Genomic DNA, 20,740 nt, shown 5'->3' on the forward strand with positions numbered 1-20,740 from the left:
ATGCGAGGAGGACACTCCGGGCCTGTCAGGGAGCGGCAGCGACACCCCGCCGGACAGCCGACCGGCAGACGCCCGTGAGCACAGCCGCCGGCACCGGAGCCACGTCACCGACAACCCGCTGGATGCGGGAGGCACCGGTGCGCGACGCCGCCTGGTGGGGTCGTCCCACACCCGCCGTGGTCAGGTGCATCAGCAGGACGAACGTGCCGAGGCAGACCACCGCCGGTGCCAACCGCGTGCTCATGGGAGTCACGTCCTTTCCTTAAGGACACACCCCAGCATCCGCCTCGCCGCCTCCAAACATGAACTTTGCAACCCGAGATGAACAAAAGCCTCCACCATGGTCCCGCTAGATGGCAGACTCCCCCTGTGAACGACGATGTGGACAGAAAAATCCTCCACGCACTCCAATGCGCACCCCGCGCCCCGTTCCGGCGCATCGGCGAGGTGACGGGCGTGTCGGAGCAGACCGCTGCCCGCCGCTACCACGCTCTGCGCCGCAGCGGGGTGATGCGGGTGATCGGCCTGGTCAACCCTGCGGTGTACGGGCAGGCCCATTGGGTGGCCCGCATTCGTTCCCGCCCCGATCGGGTCGGGCCCCTGGCGGACTCCCTGGCCAAGCGGCCGGACATCGCCTACGCCAACCTCGCCTCCGGCGGCTCGGAAATCATCTGCATGATCCGCTCCCCCGTCGAGGCTCACCGCGACGACGTCCTGCTGCGCCAGTTGCCGCGCTCGGCCTCCGTCCTCGACGTCAGCATCGACCTGCTGCTGCACCCCTTCGGCGAGACCGGCACCAGTGAATGGACCGGCTACGGCGCCGGCCTCACCCCCGACCAGGTGCGCCGGCTCACCGGCGACCGGCCACCCACCCCCGCGGGGCCGCCGCGGCCCCCTACGGACGAGGACACCCCGCTGCTGGACGCCCTCGCCGAGGACGGCCGCACCACCCACACCCGCCTCGCCGAGCTCACCGGCTGGTCCAACGCGCGCGTCGCCCGTCGCCTGGAAGCCCTGGAGACTTCCGGCACGCTCTTCTACGACGTAGAACTATTGCCCGAGCGCCTGGGCCACACCCTCAATGCCACCCTCTGGCTGCGCGTCGCCCCCGCCCGCCTCAAACAGGCGGGCGAGGAACTCGCCCGGCACGCCGAGGTCGCCTTCGCCGGCGCCATCAGCGGCCGGCACAACCTGATGGTCAGCGTCATCTGCCGCGACGCCGAGGACTTCTACCGCTACCTCACCACCCACGTCGCCGCCATCGACGGCATCGACGCCTACGAGGTCAGCATCCGCGTCCGCCGTCTGAAACAGGCCGCCTCACTCATCTACCACGGCCGCCTCGTACATCCGACGCCCGTGTAGGAGCCGACTGTTCCCGCTCACCGGGCACGGCCACGCCGGACCAACGGCCGCTCACCGGCGTTCGGCGGAACTGCGGGCAGTATCGAGGTCGAAGGGCCGGCAAGGGTGAGGCAGGACCAGGGAGGGCCAGTGCGGGAGCACCAGCAGCGACAGATCACCGACGAGCAGCGCCACGATGTGACGTTGATCTGGAACTACCACCAGATGGGACACGAGCTGCGCCCCTGCTCGGCGGCGATCGGCCTGGGCAGCCACGGCCTGGGCGTGGCCACCACGGCCGCCGACCTCTACCGCGCCGGCCTCTTCCCCGTCGTGGTGTTCAGCGGCGGCAACAGCCCCACGACCCTCGCCCGCTTCCCGCGCGGCGAGGCCATCCACTACCGCGAGCATGCGCTGGGCCTGGGTGTGCCGGACGAGACGATCCTGGTCGAGTCGAAGGCGGAGAACACCGGCCAGAACATCACACTCTCCCGAGAACTGCTGGCCGAGTCAGGTGTGGAGGTGGAGTCGCTGCTGCTGATCTCCAAGCCGTACATGGAACGCCGCTCGTACGCGACCTGCCGAAAGCTGTGGCCCGAGGCCGAAGTCGTATGCGCCTCCGAGTCGTTGGAGTTGGACGACTACATCAAGTCCATCGGCGACGAGGAACTCGTCATCGACATGCTCGTCGGGGACCTGCAACGGGTGATCGAGTACCCGAAGATCGGCTTCGCTGTCGAGCAGGACGTACCCGAGCGATGTCCATAGCGCTTACGAGCGCCTTGTCCGCGCCGGCTTCGAGAGTCGCCTCATCCAAGCCTGAAACCGGCTCGGCTCAGGCGAAGGAGAGAGCGCGGAATGTGTTGCGGGCGAGGGTGAGCGGCTCGCGGTCACGGGTGTAGTAAAGCTTGTTGGTGAGCAGAGTCGCCCATCGGTCCTTTCCGGGGGAGATCCACAGACCCGTGCCGGTGAAGCCGTAGTGGACCCAGATGTCGTCGGTTTTGGGCGCGGTGCCTGGGGCCGGGTGCCAGAAGAGGCCACGGGGCGGGCTCAGTTCACCCGTGTGGATCTGCAAGGATTCCTTGATCCATCCCGCGCCGAATCCGGGTGACTCGCTCACCTGGGCCGGAGCGAGCAGGTAGCGCAGGAACGTGATGAGGTCTTCGAGCATGGAGAACGCGCCCGCGATGCCGCATACCCCGCCGAGCAAGCGGGCGGAGAAGTCGTGCGCGGATCCCTTGAGATGAGTTCCCGTGTCGTCATCGAGCTCGGTTGGCGCGCACCTGGCCGCTGCACCGTCGGGTAGTGGCCCGAAGCGGGTCTGTGTCATGCCCAGGGGTTGCCACACGCGGCTGTCTGCCAGCGCGTCGTGGCTCCGACCGGAGAGGTATTCGGCGAGGTAGCCGAGGATGAGTGCGGCGCGGTCGGTGTACTCCACGGCCTCGCCGGGTGGCCGGTGCAGTGCTTCACGGAGGACGCCGTCGCGGATGTCCTGGGGATCGGAGCCGTAGAGGTTCCGGAGGTTGGCCCGGAGGGGGACGCCGGCGGTGTGCGTCAGTAGGTGCCGTGCAGTCACCTTGGCCAGCGGATGGCCGCTCACCTCGGGCCAGAAGTCTCCAAGCTGCGTGTCGAGTTGGAGCTTGCCATCCTCGACGAGGCAGCCGATGGTCGACCACACGGCGAGGATCTTGGTCAGGCTGGCGATGTCGAAGACGGTGTCGCGTCGCATCGGTTCGCCGGGGCGCTCGGGATCCAGCACGCCCACGGTGCCGCTGGCCGTGATTCCGAGGCTGTCGCCGATAGCCCAGACGGCGCCGGGGTAGACCTTGTCGCGGACGCCGTCGTGGAGGAGTTGCTGGATGCGGTCGGTGTCGAGGTCGAGCGCCATGGTCTCCCGATCGATCGTGGGCCGTGCCGTGGGGTGCCCCGGTGCTCAGCGTAGTGATGAGCCGGGCGCGGATCCCGTTGCGGCGTGGGTCGTCAGGCGAGCTGTTTGCCGAGGTCGTTCAAGGCCGCTGCTGTGGCGGTGAGGGGGTAGCGGGCGGCGTTGGTGCGGCCTGCGGCCTGGAGGGCGGGCAGCAGGCCGGGGGTGCTGTGGAGCCGGTTGAGGTCCTGGGCGAGTGCGGCCGGGTTGGTGAAGTCGGTGGCCAGGCCGGTTGTGGCGAGGGTGTCGCTCAGGCCCGGGATGGGCTGGTAGACGACCGGCAGTCCGCACGCTTGGGCTTCGAGTGCGACCAGACCCATGGCTTCGAGGGTGGTCGAGGGCATGAGGAGGGCGTCGTGATCGGCGAAGGTTCTCCACAGTTGTGGACGGCTGAGCCAGCCGAGGTAGCGGACGTGGACCTTAAGGAGACGGAGGAGCGGGGTCAGCCCGTGGAACTGGTGGCGGGGTGCCGCGATGCTCAGTTCGACGGCCCGGGCTACGGGCATGGCGCGCAGGAGTGTCTCAATGCCCTTCTCGGAGGTGAGGCGTCCTGCGTAAAGCAGCCGGAGGTGTCCGGTTGATCGGCGGACGGGGCGCCGTGGTGGGGTGGTGAGCAGGTGGTCGGGGATTCCCCAGGGGATCTTCGTGATCTTCCGGCGGTCGGTGGTGGGGGCGAGCTGGAGCAGTCGGTCGGCCATGGCGCCGGTCGGGACGACGATGGTATCGGCGAGGCGTACGGTTTCCTGCAGGACTCGGAGTTGGTCGCGGTGGGCTTCGGCGAACAGCAGGTCGGTGCCGTGGACAAGCGCGATGCGGGGGTGGGCGGGCAATGTGCGGATCACGGCCGGGGTTCCGCCGAAGGCGAGGTGCTGGAGGTGGAGGACGTCGACGCTGGACGGGTCGATGCGTTGCGCCAGGGCCCGGCGCAACGCGTTGACGTACGTCGTGAAGGGCGGTCCGGAGAGGCATCTGCCGGCCACAGCCATCAGTTCCAGCCCCGCAGGCAGTCGAGGCGGAGGAGTCTGTGGGGCGAGCATGAAGGCACGAGCTGGGATCAGCGGGTGCTCGCCGGTGTAGAGGTCGAGGAAGAGCTCGACACTTCCGCCCGCGCTGCCGAACGGCATGTCGAGGGCGGGCGCGACCAGAGGGCTCACGTGGTACCTCCGGCTAGCTCTTCGTAGAGGCGCGAGATGTCGATGCCTGCGGTCGCGGTGTACTTGAGGCCGTGCAGTTGGTAGAGCTCGCCTTCGGCTGCGGCCTGCGCCAGGGCGAGGTGTTCGGCTTCGCAGTCGAGGACATCGACTTCAAGGGCGGCTGGATCCACGTCAATCGCCAGGTGCGGCTGGTCGGTACGAAGCCTGTCTTCGCCCTGCCCAAGGGCAACAAGATCCGGTCAGTGCCCCTGCCGGCCCAACTTGCCGCCACCCTCAAGGCCCACATGAAGGAGTTCCCACCCGTCGCCGTCACGCTGCCATGGGCCAAACCGGACGGCGAACCGAAGACCTTCCGCCTCCTCTTCGTGGACGAGAAGAGCCGGGCCTACAACCGCAGCGTCTTCAACATGGGTGGCTGGAAGCTCGCCCTGGCCGCCGCCGGCGTGATCCCTCCGCGCGAGCGCGGTGCGAGGTACCTCCAGGCGGCTCCGGAAGACGGCATGCACGCCCTCCGGCACGCCTACGCCTCCGTGCTCCTGGACGCGGGGGAGAGCATCAAGGCGCTCTCCGAATATCTCGGTCACTCGGACCCGGGCTTCACGCTGCGGACGTACACGCACCTGCTGCCGTCCAGCGAGACCCGCACCCGCAAGGCGATCGACGACGCCCTCACGGAAGCCGAGGCGGAAGACAACGGCGACCCACCCGCCGCCCAGGGCACATCAGTGCCCCCAGCAAAACCAATGTGCCCTCAATGTGCCCTGGCCGCCTGACGGCCCCTCTGGGGACATGAAAAAGGCGAGGCCCGAAGACCCCGCCCGAATCCCACGAAACCCCAGGTCACGGCCAAACAAGGCAATAAGGCTGATGCCCCGCCTCATGCAACCGATGGCTGAAGTCCTGCCATTCGTGCAGCAGTTGGTACACGTTGAACGCGTCCCGCGGACCGCCACGGTCCGGGACCGTCGACCAGATGAACGCCGCCGCGCCCACCGCTTCCTCGCCGATGCCGCGCAGCGGGTCGACGACCGTCATGGGGAGCTTCACGACCGCGTAGTCGGGGTGCAGGACGACCAGTTCCAGCGGCGGGACCTTGTGCAGCGGGACGCCCTCTATGCCGGTGAGGACCATCGCCGCCATGGTCTCCGGCTTGATCTTGGTGAACATGCCGTTCATCCCGAGCTCGTCGCCGCCGAGCTCCTCGGGGCGCATCGAGATCGGGACGCGGGCCGCGGTCGCGCCGTCCGGCGCGCCGAAGTACTTGTACGTCACCCCCACCCGACCACCATTCCTGCTCCCCGCCCCCAGCTGCTCGATCCGACGTTCGATACGTCGGTCGTCCCGCTCCGACTCACTCGGTACCGCATCTCCTTGACGTGATTCTGCGGCTTCCTCCGCGTCGCGCCGGTGCCTTCCCCGCCGGGCACGTCGAGGACCCAGGTCATCAGTCCCCTCGCCCAGTCCGCCACCGCGATGCATATCTCCACCCGACTGCTTTTCTAGGAGGCGTGGCCCCCGCCGCGCAACCCGATCATCGTGTCAGTGACCTCCCCCACGGCCGCCCGCCGAAACGTGCGTTGAAACACCTGTCCGCAGGATCTTCGCAGCACCCGAACACCAGGGGCCGCACGAGCTGTGTCTATCAGCTCTCAGTTTCGCAGATGCCGTCGGACCACAGACCGCTGTCGGTCAGGGCCGCTGGCCTACCCTGAGGAGGAAAGTCGGCAACCGGAGTCCGAGAAGTCGGAGAAGTCGCAGGTCATGAGCGAAACGCCCTATTCATATGATGCGCCTGCCTCACAGGCACTGTTCGACCGTGCGGCCACCGTCACACCAGGCGGCGTGAACTCCCCCGTGCGCGCCTTCCGCGCCGTGGGCGGAACGCCCCGGTTCATGGTGTCCGGTACCGGCCCGTATCTGACCGACGCCGACGGGCGTGAGTACGTCGACCTCGTCTGCTCCTGGGGGCCCATGATCCTCGGGCACGCACACCCCGAGGTCATCGCCGCGGTCCAGGACGCCGTCTCGCGCGGCACGTCGTTCGGTACGCCCGGCGAAGGCGAGGTCGCGCTCGCCGAGGAGATGGTCGCCCGGATCGAGCCGCTGGAGCAGGTGCGGCTGGTCTCCAGCGGCACCGAGGCCACCATGTCGGCCATCCGGCTCGCCCGCGGATTCACCCGGCGGACCAAGGTCATCAAGTTCGCCGGGTGTTACCACGGTCACGTCGACTCGCTCCTCGCCGCGGCCGGGTCCGGTGTCGCCACCTTCGCCCTTCCCGACACGCCAGGCGTCACCGGCGCCCAGGCCGGCGACACCATCGTCCTGCCGTACAACGACCTCGAGGCCGTGCAGGAGGCCTTCCACCGGCACCCCGGCGAGATCGCCTGTGTGATCACGGAGGCCTCGCCCGGCAACATGGGCGTCGTACCGCCGCGGCCCGGCTTCAACCAGGGCCTCAAGGACGCGTGCTCGAAGAACGGCGCCCTCTACATCTCCGACGAGGTCATGACCGGCTTCCGGACGAGCCGCGCCGGCTGGTACGGCATCGACGGGGTCAGGCCCGACCTCATGACCTTCGGCAAGGTCATGGGCGGCGGCTTCCCGGCCGCGGCCTTCGGCGGTCGCGCCGACGTCATGGCGCACCTCGCGCCCGCCGGGCCCGTCTACCAGGCCGGCACCCTCTCCGGGAACCCGGTCGCCACCGCCGCGGGCCTCGCCCAGCTGCGGCTGCTCGACGACGCCGCGTACGACAAGGTCGACGCCGTGTCCGCGCGGATCCAGTCGCTCGTCACCGAGGCGCTCACCAAGGAAGGCGTCGCCCACCGGGTGCAGAACGCCTCCAACATGTTCTCCGTCTTCTTCACGGACCGTGAGGTGCGGGACTACGAGGACGCCAAGAAGCAGGAGTCCTTCCGCTTCACCGCCTTCTTCCACTCGCTGCTGGCCGACGGCGTCTATCTGCCGCCGTCCTCCTTCGAGTCCTGGTTCGTCTCCACGGCCCACGACGACCAGGCGGTCCAGCGCATCGCCGACGCCCTCCCGGCGGCGGCCCGAGCGGCAGCGGAGGCGACCGCGTGAGCACCTCGACCAACCCCGACATCACCGTCGTACACCTCATGCGGCACGGTGAGGTGGCCAACCCCGACGGGGTCCTCTACGGCCGTCTCGCCGGCTATCACCTGTCCGAGCTGGGGCGGCAGATGGCCGACCGGGTCGCCGAGCACCTGGCCCCGCGGGACGTCACGTACGTCTGCTCCTCCCCGCTGGAGCGCGCGCAGGAGACGGCCACGCCGATCGCCAAGGCGCACGGCCTCGACCTCGCGACCGACGGGCGGCTCATCGAGGCCGACAACGTCTTCCAGGGCAAGACCTTCGGCGTCGGCGACGGGGCCCTGAAGCGGCCCGAGAACTGGAAGCACCTCGTCAACCCGTTCAAGCCGTCGTGGGGTGAGGCCTACGTCGACCAGGTCGTCCGCATGATGGGGGCGCTGGACGCCGCGAAGGATGCCGCGCGCGGGCATGAGGCGGTGCTGGTCAGTCATCAGCTGCCGATCTGGATCGTGCGGTCGTACGTCGAGAAGCGGCGGTTGTGGCACGACCCGAGGCGGCGGCAGTGCACGCTCGCTTCGCTGACGACGTTCACGTATCAGGGCGACAAGATCGTGTCCGTGGGGTACAGCGAGCCCGCGATCGATCTGGTGCCCGCGCATCTGCGTGCCGGTGCCAAGCCGGTGAAGGGCAAGGACAAAGCCTTCGGTGCATAGCCGAAAGGCGTGATGCTCAAGACGTGTTCGTGACATTTGTTGCTGAATCGCTGTGATCGAGGGGAACCTTCTCGTTCGTCGCGTCCTCTGAATGGGTGACCACTTCGCAGGACGTGACGAACGGGGATGCAATGCGCACTCTCACCCGTAGGGGAGCACTCGGACTCGGTGTGGGTGGTGCGGCCGCCCTCGGGCTCGCGGGCTGCGGCACCCTCACCTCGTCAGAGGGGCCGAGCCATGCCGGAGGTTCCACCGGCAGCAAGCCCAGTGCCCAGGCGCACCGCGCCCGCCCCCTCGGTGACGGCTCCACGTCGTACACGGGCAAGCAGCCCCACCAGCCGGCCAAGCCGGAACCGCTGGAGCCGGGCCAGAAGCCGCCGCAGTTCGTCGTCTTCTCCTGGGACGGCGCCGGCGAGGTCGGCAACGGACTCTTCCCGCGCTTCCTGGACCTCGCCAAGGAGCACGGCGTCCACATGACCTTCTTCCTCTCCGGGCTCTATCTGCTGCCCGAGTCGAAGAAGCGGCTCTACGACCCGCCCAACAACCCGGTCGGCGCCTCCGACATCGGCTATCTCACCGACGACCACGTCAAGGCCACCCTGACCAACGTCCGGCGCGCCTGGCTCGAAGGGCACGAGATAGGCACCCACTTCAACGGCCACTTCTGCGCCGGCTCCGGCACCGTCGGCAACTGGACGCCCCAGCAGTGGCGCAGCGAGATCGACCAGGCCAAGGCCTTCGTGAAGGAGTGGCGGACCAACACGGGGTGGACCGATCTGCCCGCCCTGCCGTTCGACTACGACAAGGAGCTCGTCGGCGGTCGTACGCCCTGCCTCCTCGGCCAGGACAACCTGCTGCCCACCGCCAAGGAGCTCGGCTGGCGCTACGACGCCTCCTCGCCCGGCGGCCGCCAGGTCTGGCCGGAGAAGAAGGACGGGCTGTGGGACCTGCCGCTCCAGGCGATCCCGTTCCCCGGGCACAGCTTCGAGGTCCTCTCGATGGACTACAACATGCTCGCCAACCAGTCGATCAACTCCACCAACGCGCCCGCCCACAACTACCCGGCCTGGCGAGAGCAGTCCGCCGGGGCCTACATAGCCGGCTTCCAGCGTGCCTACGAGACCAACCGCGCCCCGTTCTTCGTCGGCAACCACTTCGAGCAGTGGAACGGCGGCATCTACATGGACGCCGTCGAGGAAGCCCTGAAGCACATCGCGGCGGAGAAGGAGAAGGGCGAGGACGTACGGCTGGTCTCCTTCCGGCAGTTCGTCGACTGGATGGACGTACAGAAGCCGGAGGTGCTGGCCCAGCTGCGGACGCTGGACGTCGGTCAGGAACCAGCCGGTGGCTGGAACGCGTTCATGAAGGACAGCTCGCAGAGCACCGCGGGGAGCTCCGCGAACGCCGCCTGAAATGCGGATTTCCGCCCGCAAGGGGGGTGCGCAAGATCCCCAGAACGGGCATGCGAAACTTTTCACATGAGTGCCCTGACCCGCACCAACCGTCGAGCCGTCCTGTTCACCGCCACGGCCGCCGCAGCCGCGCTGACCCTCACCGCGTGCAGTTCCGGCGGCAAGGTGGGCGGCAGCGGTGACACCAACTTCATCACCGGAAACGACGGTGTCGACACGGCCTCCCAGGGCAAGCGGGACGCCGCCCCGGTGCTGTCCGGCAAGACCATCGACGGCGAGCAGCTCTCCACCGCCGACTACAAGGGCAAGGTCCTCGTCGTCAATGTGTGGGGCTCCTGGTGCACCCCCTGCCGGGCGGAGGCGAAGAACCTCCAGGCCGTGTCCGAGAAGCTCAAGGGCCAGGGCGTCCAGTTCGTCGGCATCAACACCCGGGACACCAACACCACCTCGGCGATCAACTTCGAGAAGGAGTTCGGGGTCACCTTCCCGAGCCTGTACGACCCGACGGGCAAGCAGATGCTCCGGTTCAAGAAGGGCACGCTCAACCCGCAGCTGATCCCCTCCACGCTCGTCATCGACCGGAGCGGCAAGATCGCGGCGCGGGCGCTGATGGCGCTCAGCGAGGAAACGCTGACCGGGATGATCAAGCCCGTCCTCGCGGAGAAGTGACGTGAGCGCGACGTTCACGCTCGCCGAGGCCACGACCAACGGCACGGTGCTGCACGGTGCCCTGCTGCTGGCGCTGCCCATCGCCGTGCTCGGCGGCCTCGTCTCCTTCTTCTCCCCGTGCGTTCTGCCACTCGTGCCCGGCTATCTCTCGTACGTGACCGGGGTCAGCGGCACCGATCTGGCGGACGCCCGACGCGGGCGGATGGTCGCCGGTGCCTCCCTCTTCGTGCTCGGCTTCAGCGTGGTGTTCGTCTCCGGCGGGGCGCTGTTCGGCTACTGGGGCGAGACGCTCCAGGAGAACAAGGACGTTCTGACGAAGATCCTCGGCGTCCTGATGGTCCTCATGGGCGTCTTCTACATGGGCCTGATGCCCTGGCTCACCCAGCGCGAGTTCCGCTTCCACACCAAGCCCGCCACCGGGCTCGCCGGCGCCCCCCTGCTGGGCGCGCTGTTCGGCATCGGCTGGACACCTTGTCTCGGCCCCACGCTCTCCTCGGTGACGATCCTCGCGGCCAACGAGGGCAGCGCGGGCCGCGGCGCCATACTCACCGTCGCCTACTGCCTCGGCCTCGGTCTCCCCTTTGTGCTGGCTGCCGTAGCCTTCCGCAAGGCACTCGGCGCCTTCGCCTGGGTCAAGCGCCACTACGTCTGGGTGATGCGCATCGGCGGCACGATGATGATCCTGACCGGTGTGCTGCTGCTGTCGGGCGCGTGGGACCGCATCGTGCAGGAGATGCAAGTCTGGTCCAACGGCTTCACTGTGGGGATCTGATCGATGAGCAAGACGACAACCAACGCGCCCACCGACTCCACCCCGGCCACCGGCGACGAGGACCTGAGCGCGGCTGGCTCCCAGCTCTCCACCGCCCCCGTGGAGGACGCCCCCAACCTGCCCTCGCTGGGCGTCATCGGCTGGCTCCGCTGGTTCTGGCGGCAGCTGACCTCCATGCGCGTCGCGCTGCTGCTGCTCCTGCTGCTGTCGCTGGGCGCGATCCCCGGCTCGCTGATCCCGCAGACCGGCACCGACGAGACGAAGGTCGCCGACTTCCGTAACGCCAACCCCACCCTCGGGGACGTCTACGACAAGCTCGGTCTCTTCCACGTCTACAGCTCGGTGTGGTTCTCCTCGATCTACATCCTGCTGTTCGTCTCCCTCATCGGCTGCATCGTGCCCCGCACCTGGCAGTTCGTGGGCCAGCTGCGCGGCCGCCCGCCGGGCGCCCCGAAGCGGCTGACCCGGCTGCCCGCCTACACCACCTGGCGCACCGAGGCCGGGCCCGAGCAGGTCCGCGAGGCCGCGCTCGCCCTGCTGAGGAAGCGCCGCTTCCGCGCCCACCTCGCCGGTGACAACGTCGCCGCCGAGAAGGGCTATCTGCGCGAGGTCGGCAACCTCGCCTTCCACATCGCGCTCATCGTGATGCTGATCGCCTTCGCCTGGGGCCAGCTGTTCAAGATGGAGGGCAACAAGCTGGTCGTCGAGGGCGACGGGTTCTCCAACACCCTCCTTCAGTACGACGACTTCAAGTCCGGCACCCTCTTCGACCAGGACGAGCTGGACCCGTTCAGCTTCACCCTCAACGACTTCCAGGGCAGCTACGAGAAGGCCGGCCCCAACCGGGGCACCGCGCGCACTTTCCAGGCCGACCTCACCTACAGCGTGGGCGCCTACGGCAAGGGCAAGCGGACGGTCGTCAAGGTCAACAAGCCCCTGGAGATCGGCGACTCCAAGGTCTACCTCACCGCCCACGGCTACGCCCCCGTGATCACGGTCCGCGACGGCAAGGGCAATGTCGTCTACCGCGACGCCGTACCGCTGCTGCCGCTCGACAACAACATCACCTCCTCGGGTGTCGTCAAGGTCATGGACGGCTACCGCAACGCCAAGGGTGTGCGGGAGCAGCTCGGCTTCGAGGCCTTCTTCCTGCCGACGTACACGGCCGGCAGCGAGACGGCCTCCACCTTCCCGGCGCTCAACAACCCGGTGCTGAACCTCGCGGGCTACTACGGCGACCTCGGGGTCGACGCGGGCATCCCGCAGAGCGTCTACCAGCTCGACAAGTCCCATCTGAAGGAGTTCAAGGACTCCAAGGGCAAGCAGCAGCGGGAGAACCTCAAGCCGGGCGAGACCATGAAGCTCCCGAACGGCGCCGGTTCGATCACCTACGACTCCACGGCGGAGTGGGCCAACTTCCAGGTCACCCGCCAGCCCGCCAGCGACTGGGCCCTGACCGGCTCGATCGTCGCGATCTTCGGCCTCGCCGGCTCCCTGTTCATCTCCCGCCGCCGGGTGTGGGTGCGGGCGGTCAGGGGCGCCGACGGTGTGACGGTCGTCGAGATGGCCGGCCTGGGCCGCAGCGAGTCCGCGAAGGTGCCGGAGGAACTGGGCGACCTCGCGGGGATTCTTTACGACCAGGCGCCGGGCGCACCCGACAGCGAGGACGACACGGGTGCCGACGGGACGCGGAGCGCGCCGAAGGCCGCCGATCCCGAGAGCGCCGCCAAGTCCCCGGTCGCCGACCCCGTCGCGGAGCCGAGCACCGAGAAAACCACCACCCCCAACCCCCAAGTCGTACCTGCCGAAGGGGCCGAGAAGTGACTCTCGCCGCCACAACCGAGTTGGCCGCCGCCACCAACGAAAACCTCGCGAATCTCAGCAACACGCTGATCTACTCCGCGATGGCCGTCTACACCCTGGCCTTCTTCGCCTACATCACCGAATGGATCTTCGGTAGCCGCAGCAAGATCGGTCGTACCGCCGCCGCGCTCACCGAGGGGACGGCCGGCAAGGCGAAGGCGCCAGCCGTGACGGTGAAGAAGGGCGGCTCCACCGCCGTACTGGAACGGCCGAAGGTCGTGGTGCGGGCCGCGGCCGGTCAGCGGGATGTGCCGGACGGTCCCGGGGCGCACGGTGGGGACGAGCAGGGGGACCTCTACGGGCGTATCGCCGTGTCCCTCACCGTGCTCGCCTTTCTCATCGAGCTCGCCGGGGTCATCGCCCGCGCGGCCTCGGTGGAGCGGGCGCCGTGGGGCAACATGTACGAGTTCAACATCACCTTCTCCACGGTGGCCGTCGGTGTGTACCTCACGCTGCTCGCGCTGAGGAAGAACGTGCGCTGGCTCGGGCTGTTCCTGATCACGTCGGTCCTCCTCGATCTCGGCATCGCCGTCACTGTCTTGTACACCGCCAGCGACCAGTTGGTTCCCGCCCTCCACTCGTACTGGCTGTACATCCACGTCTCCACGGCGATCCTGTGCGGCGCGGTCTTCTACGTGGGCGCGGTCAGCACGATCCTCTACCTGTTCAAGGACTCGTACGAGAACAAGCTGGCGAACGGCGGCGAGCCCGGCAGCTTCGCCACCTCCTTCCTGGAGCGGCTGCCCGCCTCGTCGTCCCTCGACAAGTTCTCCTACCGCGTGAACGCGGCCGTCTTCCCGCTGTGGACGTTCACGATCATCGCGGGCGCGATCTGGGCGGGCGACGCGTGGGGCCGCTACTGGGGGTGGGACCCCAAGGAGACCTGGGCGTTCATCACCTGGGTCGCCTACGCCTGCTACCTGCACGCCCGCGCCACGGCCGGCTGGAAGGGCCGCAAGGCCGCGTATCTCGCTCTCCTGGCGTTCGGCTGCTGGCTGTTCAACTACTACGGCGTCAACATCTTCGTCTCCGGCAAGCACTCCTACGCGGGTGTGTAGGCGGAGGGCGTAACCGCCTTACGGTGAAGGCCGGTTCCCTGTGACCTGAGTCATACCTCGGTCACGGGAACCGGTCTTCGTCGTGCGGACAGGCAGAGGGGCGTGGATACGAATCTGCGGAAACGGATTCGCGCGGGGGACCACGACGCCTTCGGCGACCTCTTCGACGCGTACGCACGCTCCGTCTACAACCACGCCTACCGGCTCACCGGGGAGTGGACGACGGCCGAGGACGTCGTCTCGCTGACCTTCCTCGACGCGTGGCGGCTGCGGGCGAAGATCGACGAGGAGGGCGGCTCGCTGCGGCCCTGGCTGCTGGGCATCGCCACCAACGTCACGCGCAACACCCGCCGCTCGGCCCGTCGTCATGCCGCCGCCGTCGCCCGGGTGCCGCGTGACGAGGCGGTCCGGGACTTCGCCGACGAGGTCGCGGGGCGCCTTGACGACACCGCGCAACTGGCCGTCGTCCGGACCGCGTTGGCGCGGCTGCGGCGGGCCGAGCGGGAGGTGCTGGCGCTGTGCGTGTGGGCGGGCCTCGACTACGCGGCCGCCGCCGAGGCGCTCGGGGTGCCGGTGGGGACCGTACGGTCCCGGCTCTCGCGCGCGAGAACAAAACTCGCGAAACACATGGAACTCTCCCAAACGGTCGGACAGATGAGAGATGACCGCACCACCGCGGTCAGGCCCCTGAGGGAGGGAAACCGATGAACCAGCTTCCCGAGAAGGACCTTCCGCCGGGCCGTCACCGACTGCTCAAGGAGCATCTGATGACCGAGATCCGGCAGGAGACACAGCAGGACAACGAGACACGGGTACGCCGACCCTGGCTGCGCCCCGCCCTGGTCGCGGGAGCCGTCGCGGCGGTCAGCGCCGTGACCCTCACGCTCGCCGTACCGTCGTCCGACGGAGACTCCTCCGTCCCACCCGCCGCGAAGGGCTCCCCGGGTGTCACTCAGCTTCTGGAGGACGCGGCCCTCGTCGCCGAGCACCAGGACGTGCCCAAGGTGCGCGACGACCAGTTCACCTACATCAAGTCCAAGGAGGCGTGGGGGATCTCCGAGCGCACCTGCAAGGTCGCGACGGCTGGGCCGCTGCAGAGCAGGGAGATCTGGACGTCCGTCGACGGCCGGCGTGACGGGCTGCTGCGGAGCCCCGGGGTCGGCACCCTGCCGGTCCACCCCGCCCGGGACTCCGAGGATTTCTACCGCGGTTGGGAGGATCTGCCCACCGACCCCGACAAGATGTTCGCGTGGCTGTACGAGCAGAACACCAGCAAGGGATACAGCCCGGCGTACTACGCCTTCAAAACAGCGACCGGGCTGGCCCTGGAGAGCATCCTGCCCCCCAAGGTCGGCGCCGCGCTCTACCGGGCGGTTGCCAAGATCCCCGGGGTCGTCCTGGTGAAGGACTCCGTGGACGCCGCCGGGCGGCACGGCACCGCCGTCGGGTTCGTCCACGGGAAAGGGACCTACCGACAGGAGCTGATCTTCGACAGCAAGACCTGGCTTCCCATCGGCACCCGGCTCGTGCAGCTCAAGGACGTCAAGAGCAAGCTCGACGTGGGCTGCAACGGCGTGATCAAGGCCGGATCGGTCGTGGCCATCACCGCGGTCCTGGAGCGCGCCATCGTCGACAAGAAGGACCAGCGCCCCTGACCATGTGCGGAACCTCGCCCCACGGGCCAGGCTGGTGTCATGAGCGGTTCCATCGAGCAGGGCACCAGCCAGACCCACGGGAACACGCACATTCTGCACTTCCTCGTGCGACTCCCGAGGCCCATGGAGGCGGTCTGGCCGGCGCTGGCCACGGCGGGCGGGCTCGCGGGCTGGTTTACGGAAGCCGAGGTGCTCGAACCCCGGCTCGGCGGCGCCGTCGCGCTGCGCGGGCTGGGGGCCGGGCAGGTCACCGCCTGGGACGTGGAGCGGGTCGCCGAGTACACGGTGGAGGGCGGTGGCCGGATCAGGTTCCACCTGGAGCGCGACGGTGACGACGGCTCGGTCCTCCGCCTCACCCACGAGTTCCAGGGTGAGGGGGAGTCCGAGCCGCGCTGGCGGACCCGCTTCGAGAAGCTGATTGAGCAGGTCGAACAGGTCGAGCCTTAGTCGACCGTGATCGAGTCCAGCTTCTCCCGCAGGTACACGTGGGAGTCCACGGCCTCGTACGCCACCCGTCCCACCGGCGCCGGCACCGACTCCACCAGCGTCCCGGGTGTGCACTCACCGAAGTAGACGAGGGACATGAGCTCCTCGGCGGGCGCGTCCGCCGGCGGGGGCAGTACCCGGTGGCGTCCCGAGCGCCAGCGGTCGCCGGTCCAACGGGCCATCAGGTCACCGATGTTGATGGTGAAGGCGTCCGGGTCGAAGGGTGCATCCTCCCAGCCGCCCTCGTCCGTCCAGACCTGGAGCCCGCCCTTCCCCGCCTGCCGGTCGAGGATCGTCACCGTGCCGAAGTCGGTGTGCGGGCCGATGCGGAACTGACCGGGCTGGGGTTCGCCGATGACCTCGGTCCCGGGGTACCAGTTGATGTTGAAGCCGTACGTGGGGTGGTCCATGTGCCGGGAGAAGAAGTCGTGTTCGAGCCCGAGGGCCACACCGAGCAGGTCGAGGAGCCGGTTCTCCAGCTCACCCATCCGTGCCAGGTACTCCGCGCACAGGGTCCGGAGTTCCGGCACCTCCGCCGGCCAGACGTTGGGCGCGTACCACTCCGCGTTGATCTCGGGATCCTCGAAGGGCTCGTGCGTCGCGAAGGTCAGCGACTCCTTCAGGTCCGGCGGGGTCTCCGTCCCCTCCGAGTAGCCGTTGGCCTCCGCACCCGGACCGAGCCACCCACGCCCGCCGACCTTCGCGGTGTAGGGCTCCTTGACGTCGACGGCCATCCGGAAGAAGTTCCGCGCGGCCTCCCGGATGGCGGCGCGCAGCTCCGGATCCACACCGTGGCCGGTGACCAGCAGGAACCCGGCGGTCTGGAGGGCCTCGTCGACGGTACGGGCGATGGCGGCCCGGGTGTCCGTGTCACCGTCCACCCAGGGCCTCAGGTCGATCGTGGGGATGCGCGGCTGCTCAGTCACCGATGTCCTCATTCCACAGTGCCGGGTTGTTCTTGATGAAGTCGCGCATCAGCTCGACGCACTCCGGGTCGTCCAGGAGGACGATCTCCACGCCGTGTTCGGCGAGCCAGTCGTGGCCGCCGTGGAAGGTGGTCGCCTCGCCGATCACCACCCGGGAGATGCCGAACTGCCGGACCAGGCCGGAGCAGTACCAGCAGGGCGAGAGGGTCGTCACCATCGTCGTACCGCGGTACGACCGCTGCCGCCCCGCCGCCCGGAACGCCGCCGTCTCCGCGTGCATGGAGGGGTCGTCGTCCTGGACGCGCCGGTTGTGGCCGCGGCCCAGCAGGGCGCCGTCGGCTCCGTAGAGCGCGGCGCCGATCGGGATGCCGCCCTCGGCGAGACCGGCGCGGGCCTCCGCGACGGCGGTGGCGAGCTGGGTGTGCGGGTCCGTGGGGTCCATGCCTTCACTCTCCTGTGGCCGAAACACGAGGGCAACGTGCGGAAAGTACTCTCCCCGCATCCCACAGCCGGACGTTCTGTCAGCGGGACTGTCAGCGCCCTGGAGGTACCCCGTGCCCGCCCTCACCCTCCGCGAAGTCCTCACCCTCGACCCCGTCCGCGCCACCGAGCCCGAGCTACTGGCCGGGGAGGGCGCCCTGGACCGCCCTGTCCGCTGGGTGCACTCCAGCGAGGTCTACGAGGGCGCCAACTTCCTCGACGGCGGCGAACTGCTGCTGACCAACGGTTTCGGGCTCACCGACCCCGACGAGGAGGTCCGCCGCCGGTACGTCCGGGAGCTGGCCGCGCGCGGTGCGGCCGGGCTCGCGGTGGAGGTCGGCCGGTCCCTGCCCGCCATGCCGGCCGAGGTGGTCGACGAGGCCCGCCGCCTGGAGCTGCCGCTGCTGGCCATGCACCGCGTCGTGCCCTTCGTACGGATCACGGAGGCCGCCAATCGGGCGATCGTGGCACGAGGGCTGTCCGGTCGGTCGGTCGTACGGCCCTGGGGCGACGACCACACGGCGGCCCTGCTGGCCGACCTCGCCGACCGGGCGGCACTGAACCAGCCCGAGGTGGAGGCGCGGGCGGCGCTCGCGGGGTTCCATCCGGGGCCGGGGGCGCGACTGATCGGGGTGTCCGTGCACGGGACCCGGGAGACGGGGGTGGTGGACCGGGCGGTACGGGTGCTGGGCGGGGCGAGTGTCCTGCGGGCGGCGTTTCCGGGGGATGTGCTGGCGCTGCTGGCGTTGCCCGGGACCCGGTCCGGTGACCCCGTACGAGGGGTCCAGGACGCGTTCCGCTCCGCCGCGGAACCCGGCCTGACCGTGGCCGTCGGGCATGCCGTCGCCGTCGGGAGCGGCTGGCTGCGGTGGAGCGACACGTTGCGGGCGGCCCGTACGACCTTGGAGCTGGCCCTGACCGTCCCGGCCGCCGAGCCGGGGGCGCCCGAGGGGCCGCTGGTGACGTCGTCCCGGGCCCTCGCGCTGGAGCGGGAGCTGACCCGGGGCGGCGTCGACGCGAACCGTGATCGGCTTGCGCGGTTGGTGCAGCATGCGTTGGGGCCGTTGCTGGAGTGGGAGGCGGCGCATGCGAGTGATCTGGTGCGGACGTTGGAGGTTCATCTGCGGAACGGGTGCTCGCCCACCCGGACGGCTGCCCTTCTGCATATCGGGCGGCAGTCCCTTTACCAGCGGTTGGAGCGGATCGAGTCTCTGTTGGGGCTGGAGATCGGGGATCCGGATCTGTTGGGGGAGCTGTTGGCGGCGGCTTGTGCGTATCGGGTTGTTCGGGGGCGTTCCGGTGGGGCGGGCGAGGTGGGAGGTAGTCGGTTGGCTGCTGTGCCGTCGTGGCTGGTCGCGCAGTTCCCCGCGCCCCTGCGTGGGTTGGCCTAGCGCAGGACTACTTCGCTCGGGCCGTTGAAGGGGGCGTAGGAGGTCACCGTTTGTGGGGTGCGTAGAACGTCGTCCTCGGTGAACAGCTTTCGCGCCGCTTCGAAGGAGATCTCGCCGGAGACGACCGGGGCCACCCCGTCGTAGAACTTCCGCGCCGGCTCCGGCAGTGGTGTTCCCGGTTCGCCCTCGTCCTCTCCCCAGACGTCCCACAGCAGGGTCTCGACCTTGTTGAGGGCGGCGAGGTCCAGGCGGATGCTGCCGGCCACGTACCGCTCGCCCCAGAACGGTCCCTCCTGCGGGCCATGGAGGCCGAACGTCCTCTCGTCGGCACCCTTCTCGCGGATCGCCCGCCAAGCCTCGCCCGCGACGAGGAAGCGGTCGCGGGGGACGTCCATCGGGTCGAAGTTCACCTTCCAGTGGTCGCTGACGAAGGGGTCGGCGAGCTGGGCGTCGGCGAGCAGCCAGCCGCGTTCGTCGTCCCAGTACTCGGTGACGACGTGGTCGCCGTGGAAGCTCGACCCCCAGTAGTCGGCGAAGCCGATCCGGACCCGGGCCGGGATGCCCGCGTGGCGCAGGAACGAGCAGTGCAGCAGCGTGAAGTCCCGGCAGATGCCGACGAAACGGTCGCCGAGCTCGCGTCGCACGGACAGTGGGGCAGCGTTGCGCTCGACGAGGATGTTCAGGGTGTCGTCGATGTACCGGGACTCGGCGTCGTTGTGGAGGCGGTCGGTCGGGTGGGTGTGGCCGAAGAGGTCGCCCTCGACGCGGTGGATGAGCAAGTCCCGGGAGATGCGGGCGAGTTCGGCCGGGTCGTGCGGCAGATCGGTGTAGACGCCGGCGAGTGCGCCCGGGTCGGAGTACGTGCTCTGGGCGGCGTAGAAGGCGAGGGCTTCCTTGGTCTCGGGCATGGCTCGACGGTGTCAAAATTCGGCACAAAATGTCCAGAGGCCCCGTCGGGAAACTTCCGCAACAGGTCAAGTAGCCTGTGCCGACCACCGCCGCTCCAGCGGCAGTTGGGCCCCTGGAGAAGGAAGAACGGTCATGGTCGCTGCCCCGGTTCTGGAGGAGCTGCGGGAGGTGGTCCAGCCGCAGGCCAAGCTGGCCAGCCGCAACGGTGAGCACTGGGCGGGGCGGCTGTACATGCGGCGCGTGTCGCTGCGGTTCACCCGGCAGCTGGTGCGGACGCGGGTCACGCCGGACCAACTGACCTGGACCATGGTCGTGTTCGGGGTCGCCTCGGGGGCCGCGCTGATGATTCCGGGGCTCACCGGTGCCGTACTGGCGGTGGTGTGCATGCAGTTGTTCCTGCTCTTCGACTGCGTGGACGGGGAAGTCGCGCGCTGGAAGGGGCAGAACAGTGCGGGCGGGATCTACGTCGACCGGCTGGGTGCCTACTTGGCCGACGCGGCGCTGATGGCGGGAGCGGGGTATCGGGCTGCCGAGTCCGGGGTCGGGGGGTGGCTGTCCGTCGGTGTCGCCACCGCGTTGGGGGTCGTACTGCTGAAGGCGTCCACCGATCTGGTCGATGTGGCCCGGGCGCGGCGGGGGCTGGGTGTCGTGGACGATGAGGCGACACGGCCGCGGTCGGAGGGGGTGGCGACGGTACGGCGACTTGCCGCCGCGTTCAAGATTCACCGGGTGACGAATGGAATCGAGGCGTCGCTGGTTCTGCTGGTTGCCGCGGTCGCGGATGAGGTCACCGGCGGTATCGAGCCGACTCGGTGGGTGCTGGGTGCGTTGGCTGTCATCACGTGGGTGATGGTGCCGGCGCATCTGTTGTCGATCTTGTCGTCGTCGCGATTGCGCTGAGCGTCTGCCGTCATCGGTGGTTGGCTGACTGCT

The 20,740-nt window shown here is 68.9% G+C and carries 20 protein-coding genes and 2 pseudogenes; 15 read left to right on the top strand and 7 right to left on the bottom strand.

What is annotated here, in order from left to right:
• Positions 1 to 25: 25 nt before the first annotated feature.
• Positions 26 to 244: a hypothetical protein gene (locus OHU89_RS28470; protein WP_306500877.1), complete on the bottom strand. Its 219-nt coding sequence runs from the start codon at positions 242 to 244 to the stop codon at positions 26 to 28.
• Between the two features lie 125 nt (positions 245 to 369).
• Here OHU89_RS28470 and OHU89_RS28475 point away from each other — a divergent pair, with 125 nt between their 5' ends.
• On the top strand, positions 370 to 1,365 hold the full coding sequence (locus OHU89_RS28475; protein ID WP_322724147.1) for an AsnC family transcriptional regulator: 996 nt from the start codon (positions 370 to 372) through the stop codon (positions 1,363 to 1,365).
• A gap of 204 nt (positions 1,366 to 1,569) precedes the next feature.
• Positions 1,570 to 2,167, top strand: a pseudogene (locus tag OHU89_RS28480) (YdcF family protein).
• A 12-nt stretch (positions 2,168 to 2,179) separates the two neighbouring features.
• On the opposite strand, the gene OHU89_RS28485 reads toward OHU89_RS28480, so the two are convergent.
• Entirely contained in the window at positions 2,180 to 3,232 is a 1,053-nt protein-coding gene (locus tag OHU89_RS28485; protein WP_405646966.1) for a serine hydrolase domain-containing protein, read from the bottom strand.
• A gap of 92 nt (positions 3,233 to 3,324) precedes the next feature.
• A complete protein-coding gene (locus OHU89_RS28490; protein ID WP_405646968.1) occupies positions 3,325 to 4,422 on the bottom strand; it encodes a glycosyltransferase family 4 protein in 1,098 nt (365 codons plus the stop codon).
• An 83-nt stretch (positions 4,423 to 4,505) separates the two neighbouring features.
• Here OHU89_RS28490 and OHU89_RS28495 point away from each other — a divergent pair.
• A pseudogene (locus tag OHU89_RS28495) lies at positions 4,506 to 5,195 on the top strand (tyrosine-type recombinase/integrase); the annotation flags it as partial.
• Between the two features lie 67 nt (positions 5,196 to 5,262).
• Here the strand turns inward: OHU89_RS28495 and OHU89_RS28500 are convergent.
• The gene (locus OHU89_RS28500; RefSeq protein WP_003974483.1) at positions 5,263 to 5,700 is read right to left on the bottom strand and encodes a hypothetical protein; all 438 of its coding nucleotides are present in this window, start codon (positions 5,698 to 5,700) and stop codon (positions 5,263 to 5,265) included.
• Positions 5,701 to 6,183: 483 nt separating this feature from the next.
• Between OHU89_RS28500 and hemL the strand changes: the two genes are divergently transcribed.
• The 10 genes from hemL (at position 6,184) to OHU89_RS28550 (ending at position 16,062) form a co-directional block, all read left to right on the top strand.
• Entirely contained in the window at positions 6,184 to 7,500 is a 1,317-nt protein-coding gene (gene hemL / locus OHU89_RS28505) for a glutamate-1-semialdehyde 2,1-aminomutase (RefSeq protein WP_405646970.1), read from the top strand.
• 38 nt (positions 7,501 to 7,538) lie between these two features.
• The gene (locus OHU89_RS28510; RefSeq protein WP_266899394.1) at positions 7,539 to 8,186 is read left to right on the top strand and encodes a histidine phosphatase family protein; all 648 of its coding nucleotides are present in this window, start codon (positions 7,539 to 7,541) and stop codon (positions 8,184 to 8,186) included.
• A gap of 131 nt (positions 8,187 to 8,317) precedes the next feature.
• Entirely contained in the window at positions 8,318 to 9,598 is a 1,281-nt protein-coding gene (locus tag OHU89_RS28515) for a hypothetical protein (protein WP_405646973.1), read from the top strand.
• Positions 9,599 to 9,664: 66 nt separating this feature from the next.
• Positions 9,665 to 10,267, top strand: coding sequence for a TlpA family protein disulfide reductase (locus OHU89_RS28520; protein WP_405646975.1), 603 nt, complete (start codon positions 9,665 to 9,667; stop codon positions 10,265 to 10,267).
• Position 10,268: 1 nt separating this feature from the next.
• Positions 10,269 to 11,039, top strand: a complete 771-nt coding sequence (locus OHU89_RS28525; protein ID WP_405646977.1) for a cytochrome c biogenesis CcdA family protein — start codon at positions 10,269 to 10,271, stop codon at positions 11,037 to 11,039.
• Positions 11,040 to 11,042: 3 nt separating this feature from the next.
• Positions 11,043 to 12,863: a cytochrome c biogenesis protein ResB gene (locus OHU89_RS28530; protein WP_405646979.1), complete on the top strand. Its 1,821-nt coding sequence runs from the start codon at positions 11,043 to 11,045 to the stop codon at positions 12,861 to 12,863.
• Positions 12,860 to 13,960, top strand: coding sequence for a c-type cytochrome biogenesis protein CcsB (gene ccsB / locus OHU89_RS28535; protein WP_405646981.1), 1,101 nt, complete (start codon positions 12,860 to 12,862; stop codon positions 13,958 to 13,960). Before OHU89_RS28530 ends, ccsB begins: the two co-directional genes overlap by 4 nt.
• 102 nt (positions 13,961 to 14,062) lie before the next feature.
• Positions 14,063 to 14,668 (top strand): RNA polymerase sigma factor, encoded by a 606-nt coding sequence (locus OHU89_RS28540; RefSeq protein ID WP_405646983.1) that lies wholly within the window; start codon positions 14,063 to 14,065, stop codon positions 14,666 to 14,668.
• On the top strand, positions 14,665 to 15,615 hold the full coding sequence (locus OHU89_RS28545; protein WP_405646985.1) for a CU044_5270 family protein: 951 nt from the start codon (positions 14,665 to 14,667) through the stop codon (positions 15,613 to 15,615). Before OHU89_RS28540 ends, OHU89_RS28545 begins: the two co-directional genes overlap by 4 nt.
• A gap of 39 nt (positions 15,616 to 15,654) precedes the next feature.
• Positions 15,655 to 16,062, top strand: coding sequence for a hypothetical protein (locus tag OHU89_RS28550; protein ID WP_405646987.1), 408 nt, complete (start codon positions 15,655 to 15,657; stop codon positions 16,060 to 16,062).
• On the opposite strand, the gene OHU89_RS28555 is transcribed toward OHU89_RS28550, so the two are convergent.
• Both OHU89_RS28555 and OHU89_RS28560 read right to left on the bottom strand, forming a co-directional pair.
• Positions 16,059 to 17,039 (bottom strand): isopenicillin N synthase family dioxygenase, encoded by a 981-nt coding sequence (locus OHU89_RS28555; RefSeq protein ID WP_405646989.1) that lies wholly within the window; start codon positions 17,037 to 17,039, stop codon positions 16,059 to 16,061. The genes OHU89_RS28550 and OHU89_RS28555 overlap by 4 nt on opposite strands.
• Positions 17,020 to 17,469: a nucleoside deaminase gene (locus OHU89_RS28560; protein WP_405646992.1), complete on the bottom strand. Its 450-nt coding sequence runs from the start codon at positions 17,467 to 17,469 to the stop codon at positions 17,020 to 17,022. Before OHU89_RS28560 ends, OHU89_RS28555 begins: the two co-directional genes overlap by 20 nt.
• A 112-nt stretch (positions 17,470 to 17,581) precedes the next feature.
• Between OHU89_RS28560 and OHU89_RS28565 the strand changes: the two genes are divergently transcribed.
• Positions 17,582 to 18,898 (top strand): PucR family transcriptional regulator, encoded by a 1,317-nt coding sequence (locus OHU89_RS28565; RefSeq protein WP_405646993.1) that lies wholly within the window; start codon positions 17,582 to 17,584, stop codon positions 18,896 to 18,898.
• Here OHU89_RS28565 and OHU89_RS28570 read toward each other — a convergent pair.
• The gene (locus OHU89_RS28570; protein ID WP_405646995.1) at positions 18,895 to 19,806 is read right to left on the bottom strand and encodes a transglutaminase-like domain-containing protein; all 912 of its coding nucleotides are present in this window, start codon (positions 19,804 to 19,806) and stop codon (positions 18,895 to 18,897) included. The genes OHU89_RS28565 and OHU89_RS28570 overlap by 4 nt on opposite strands.
• 133 nt (positions 19,807 to 19,939) lie before the next feature.
• Between OHU89_RS28570 and OHU89_RS28575 the strand changes: the two genes are divergently transcribed.
• Positions 19,940 to 20,707, top strand: coding sequence for a CDP-alcohol phosphatidyltransferase family protein (locus OHU89_RS28575; RefSeq protein ID WP_405646997.1), 768 nt, complete (start codon positions 19,940 to 19,942; stop codon positions 20,705 to 20,707).
• Positions 20,708 to 20,740: the final 33 nt, after the last annotated feature.

The sequence above is a fragment of the Streptomyces sp. NBC_00019 genome (genome assembly GCF_045041015.1).
Taxonomy (GTDB): Bacteria; Actinomycetota; Actinomycetes; order Streptomycetales; family Streptomycetaceae; genus Streptomyces.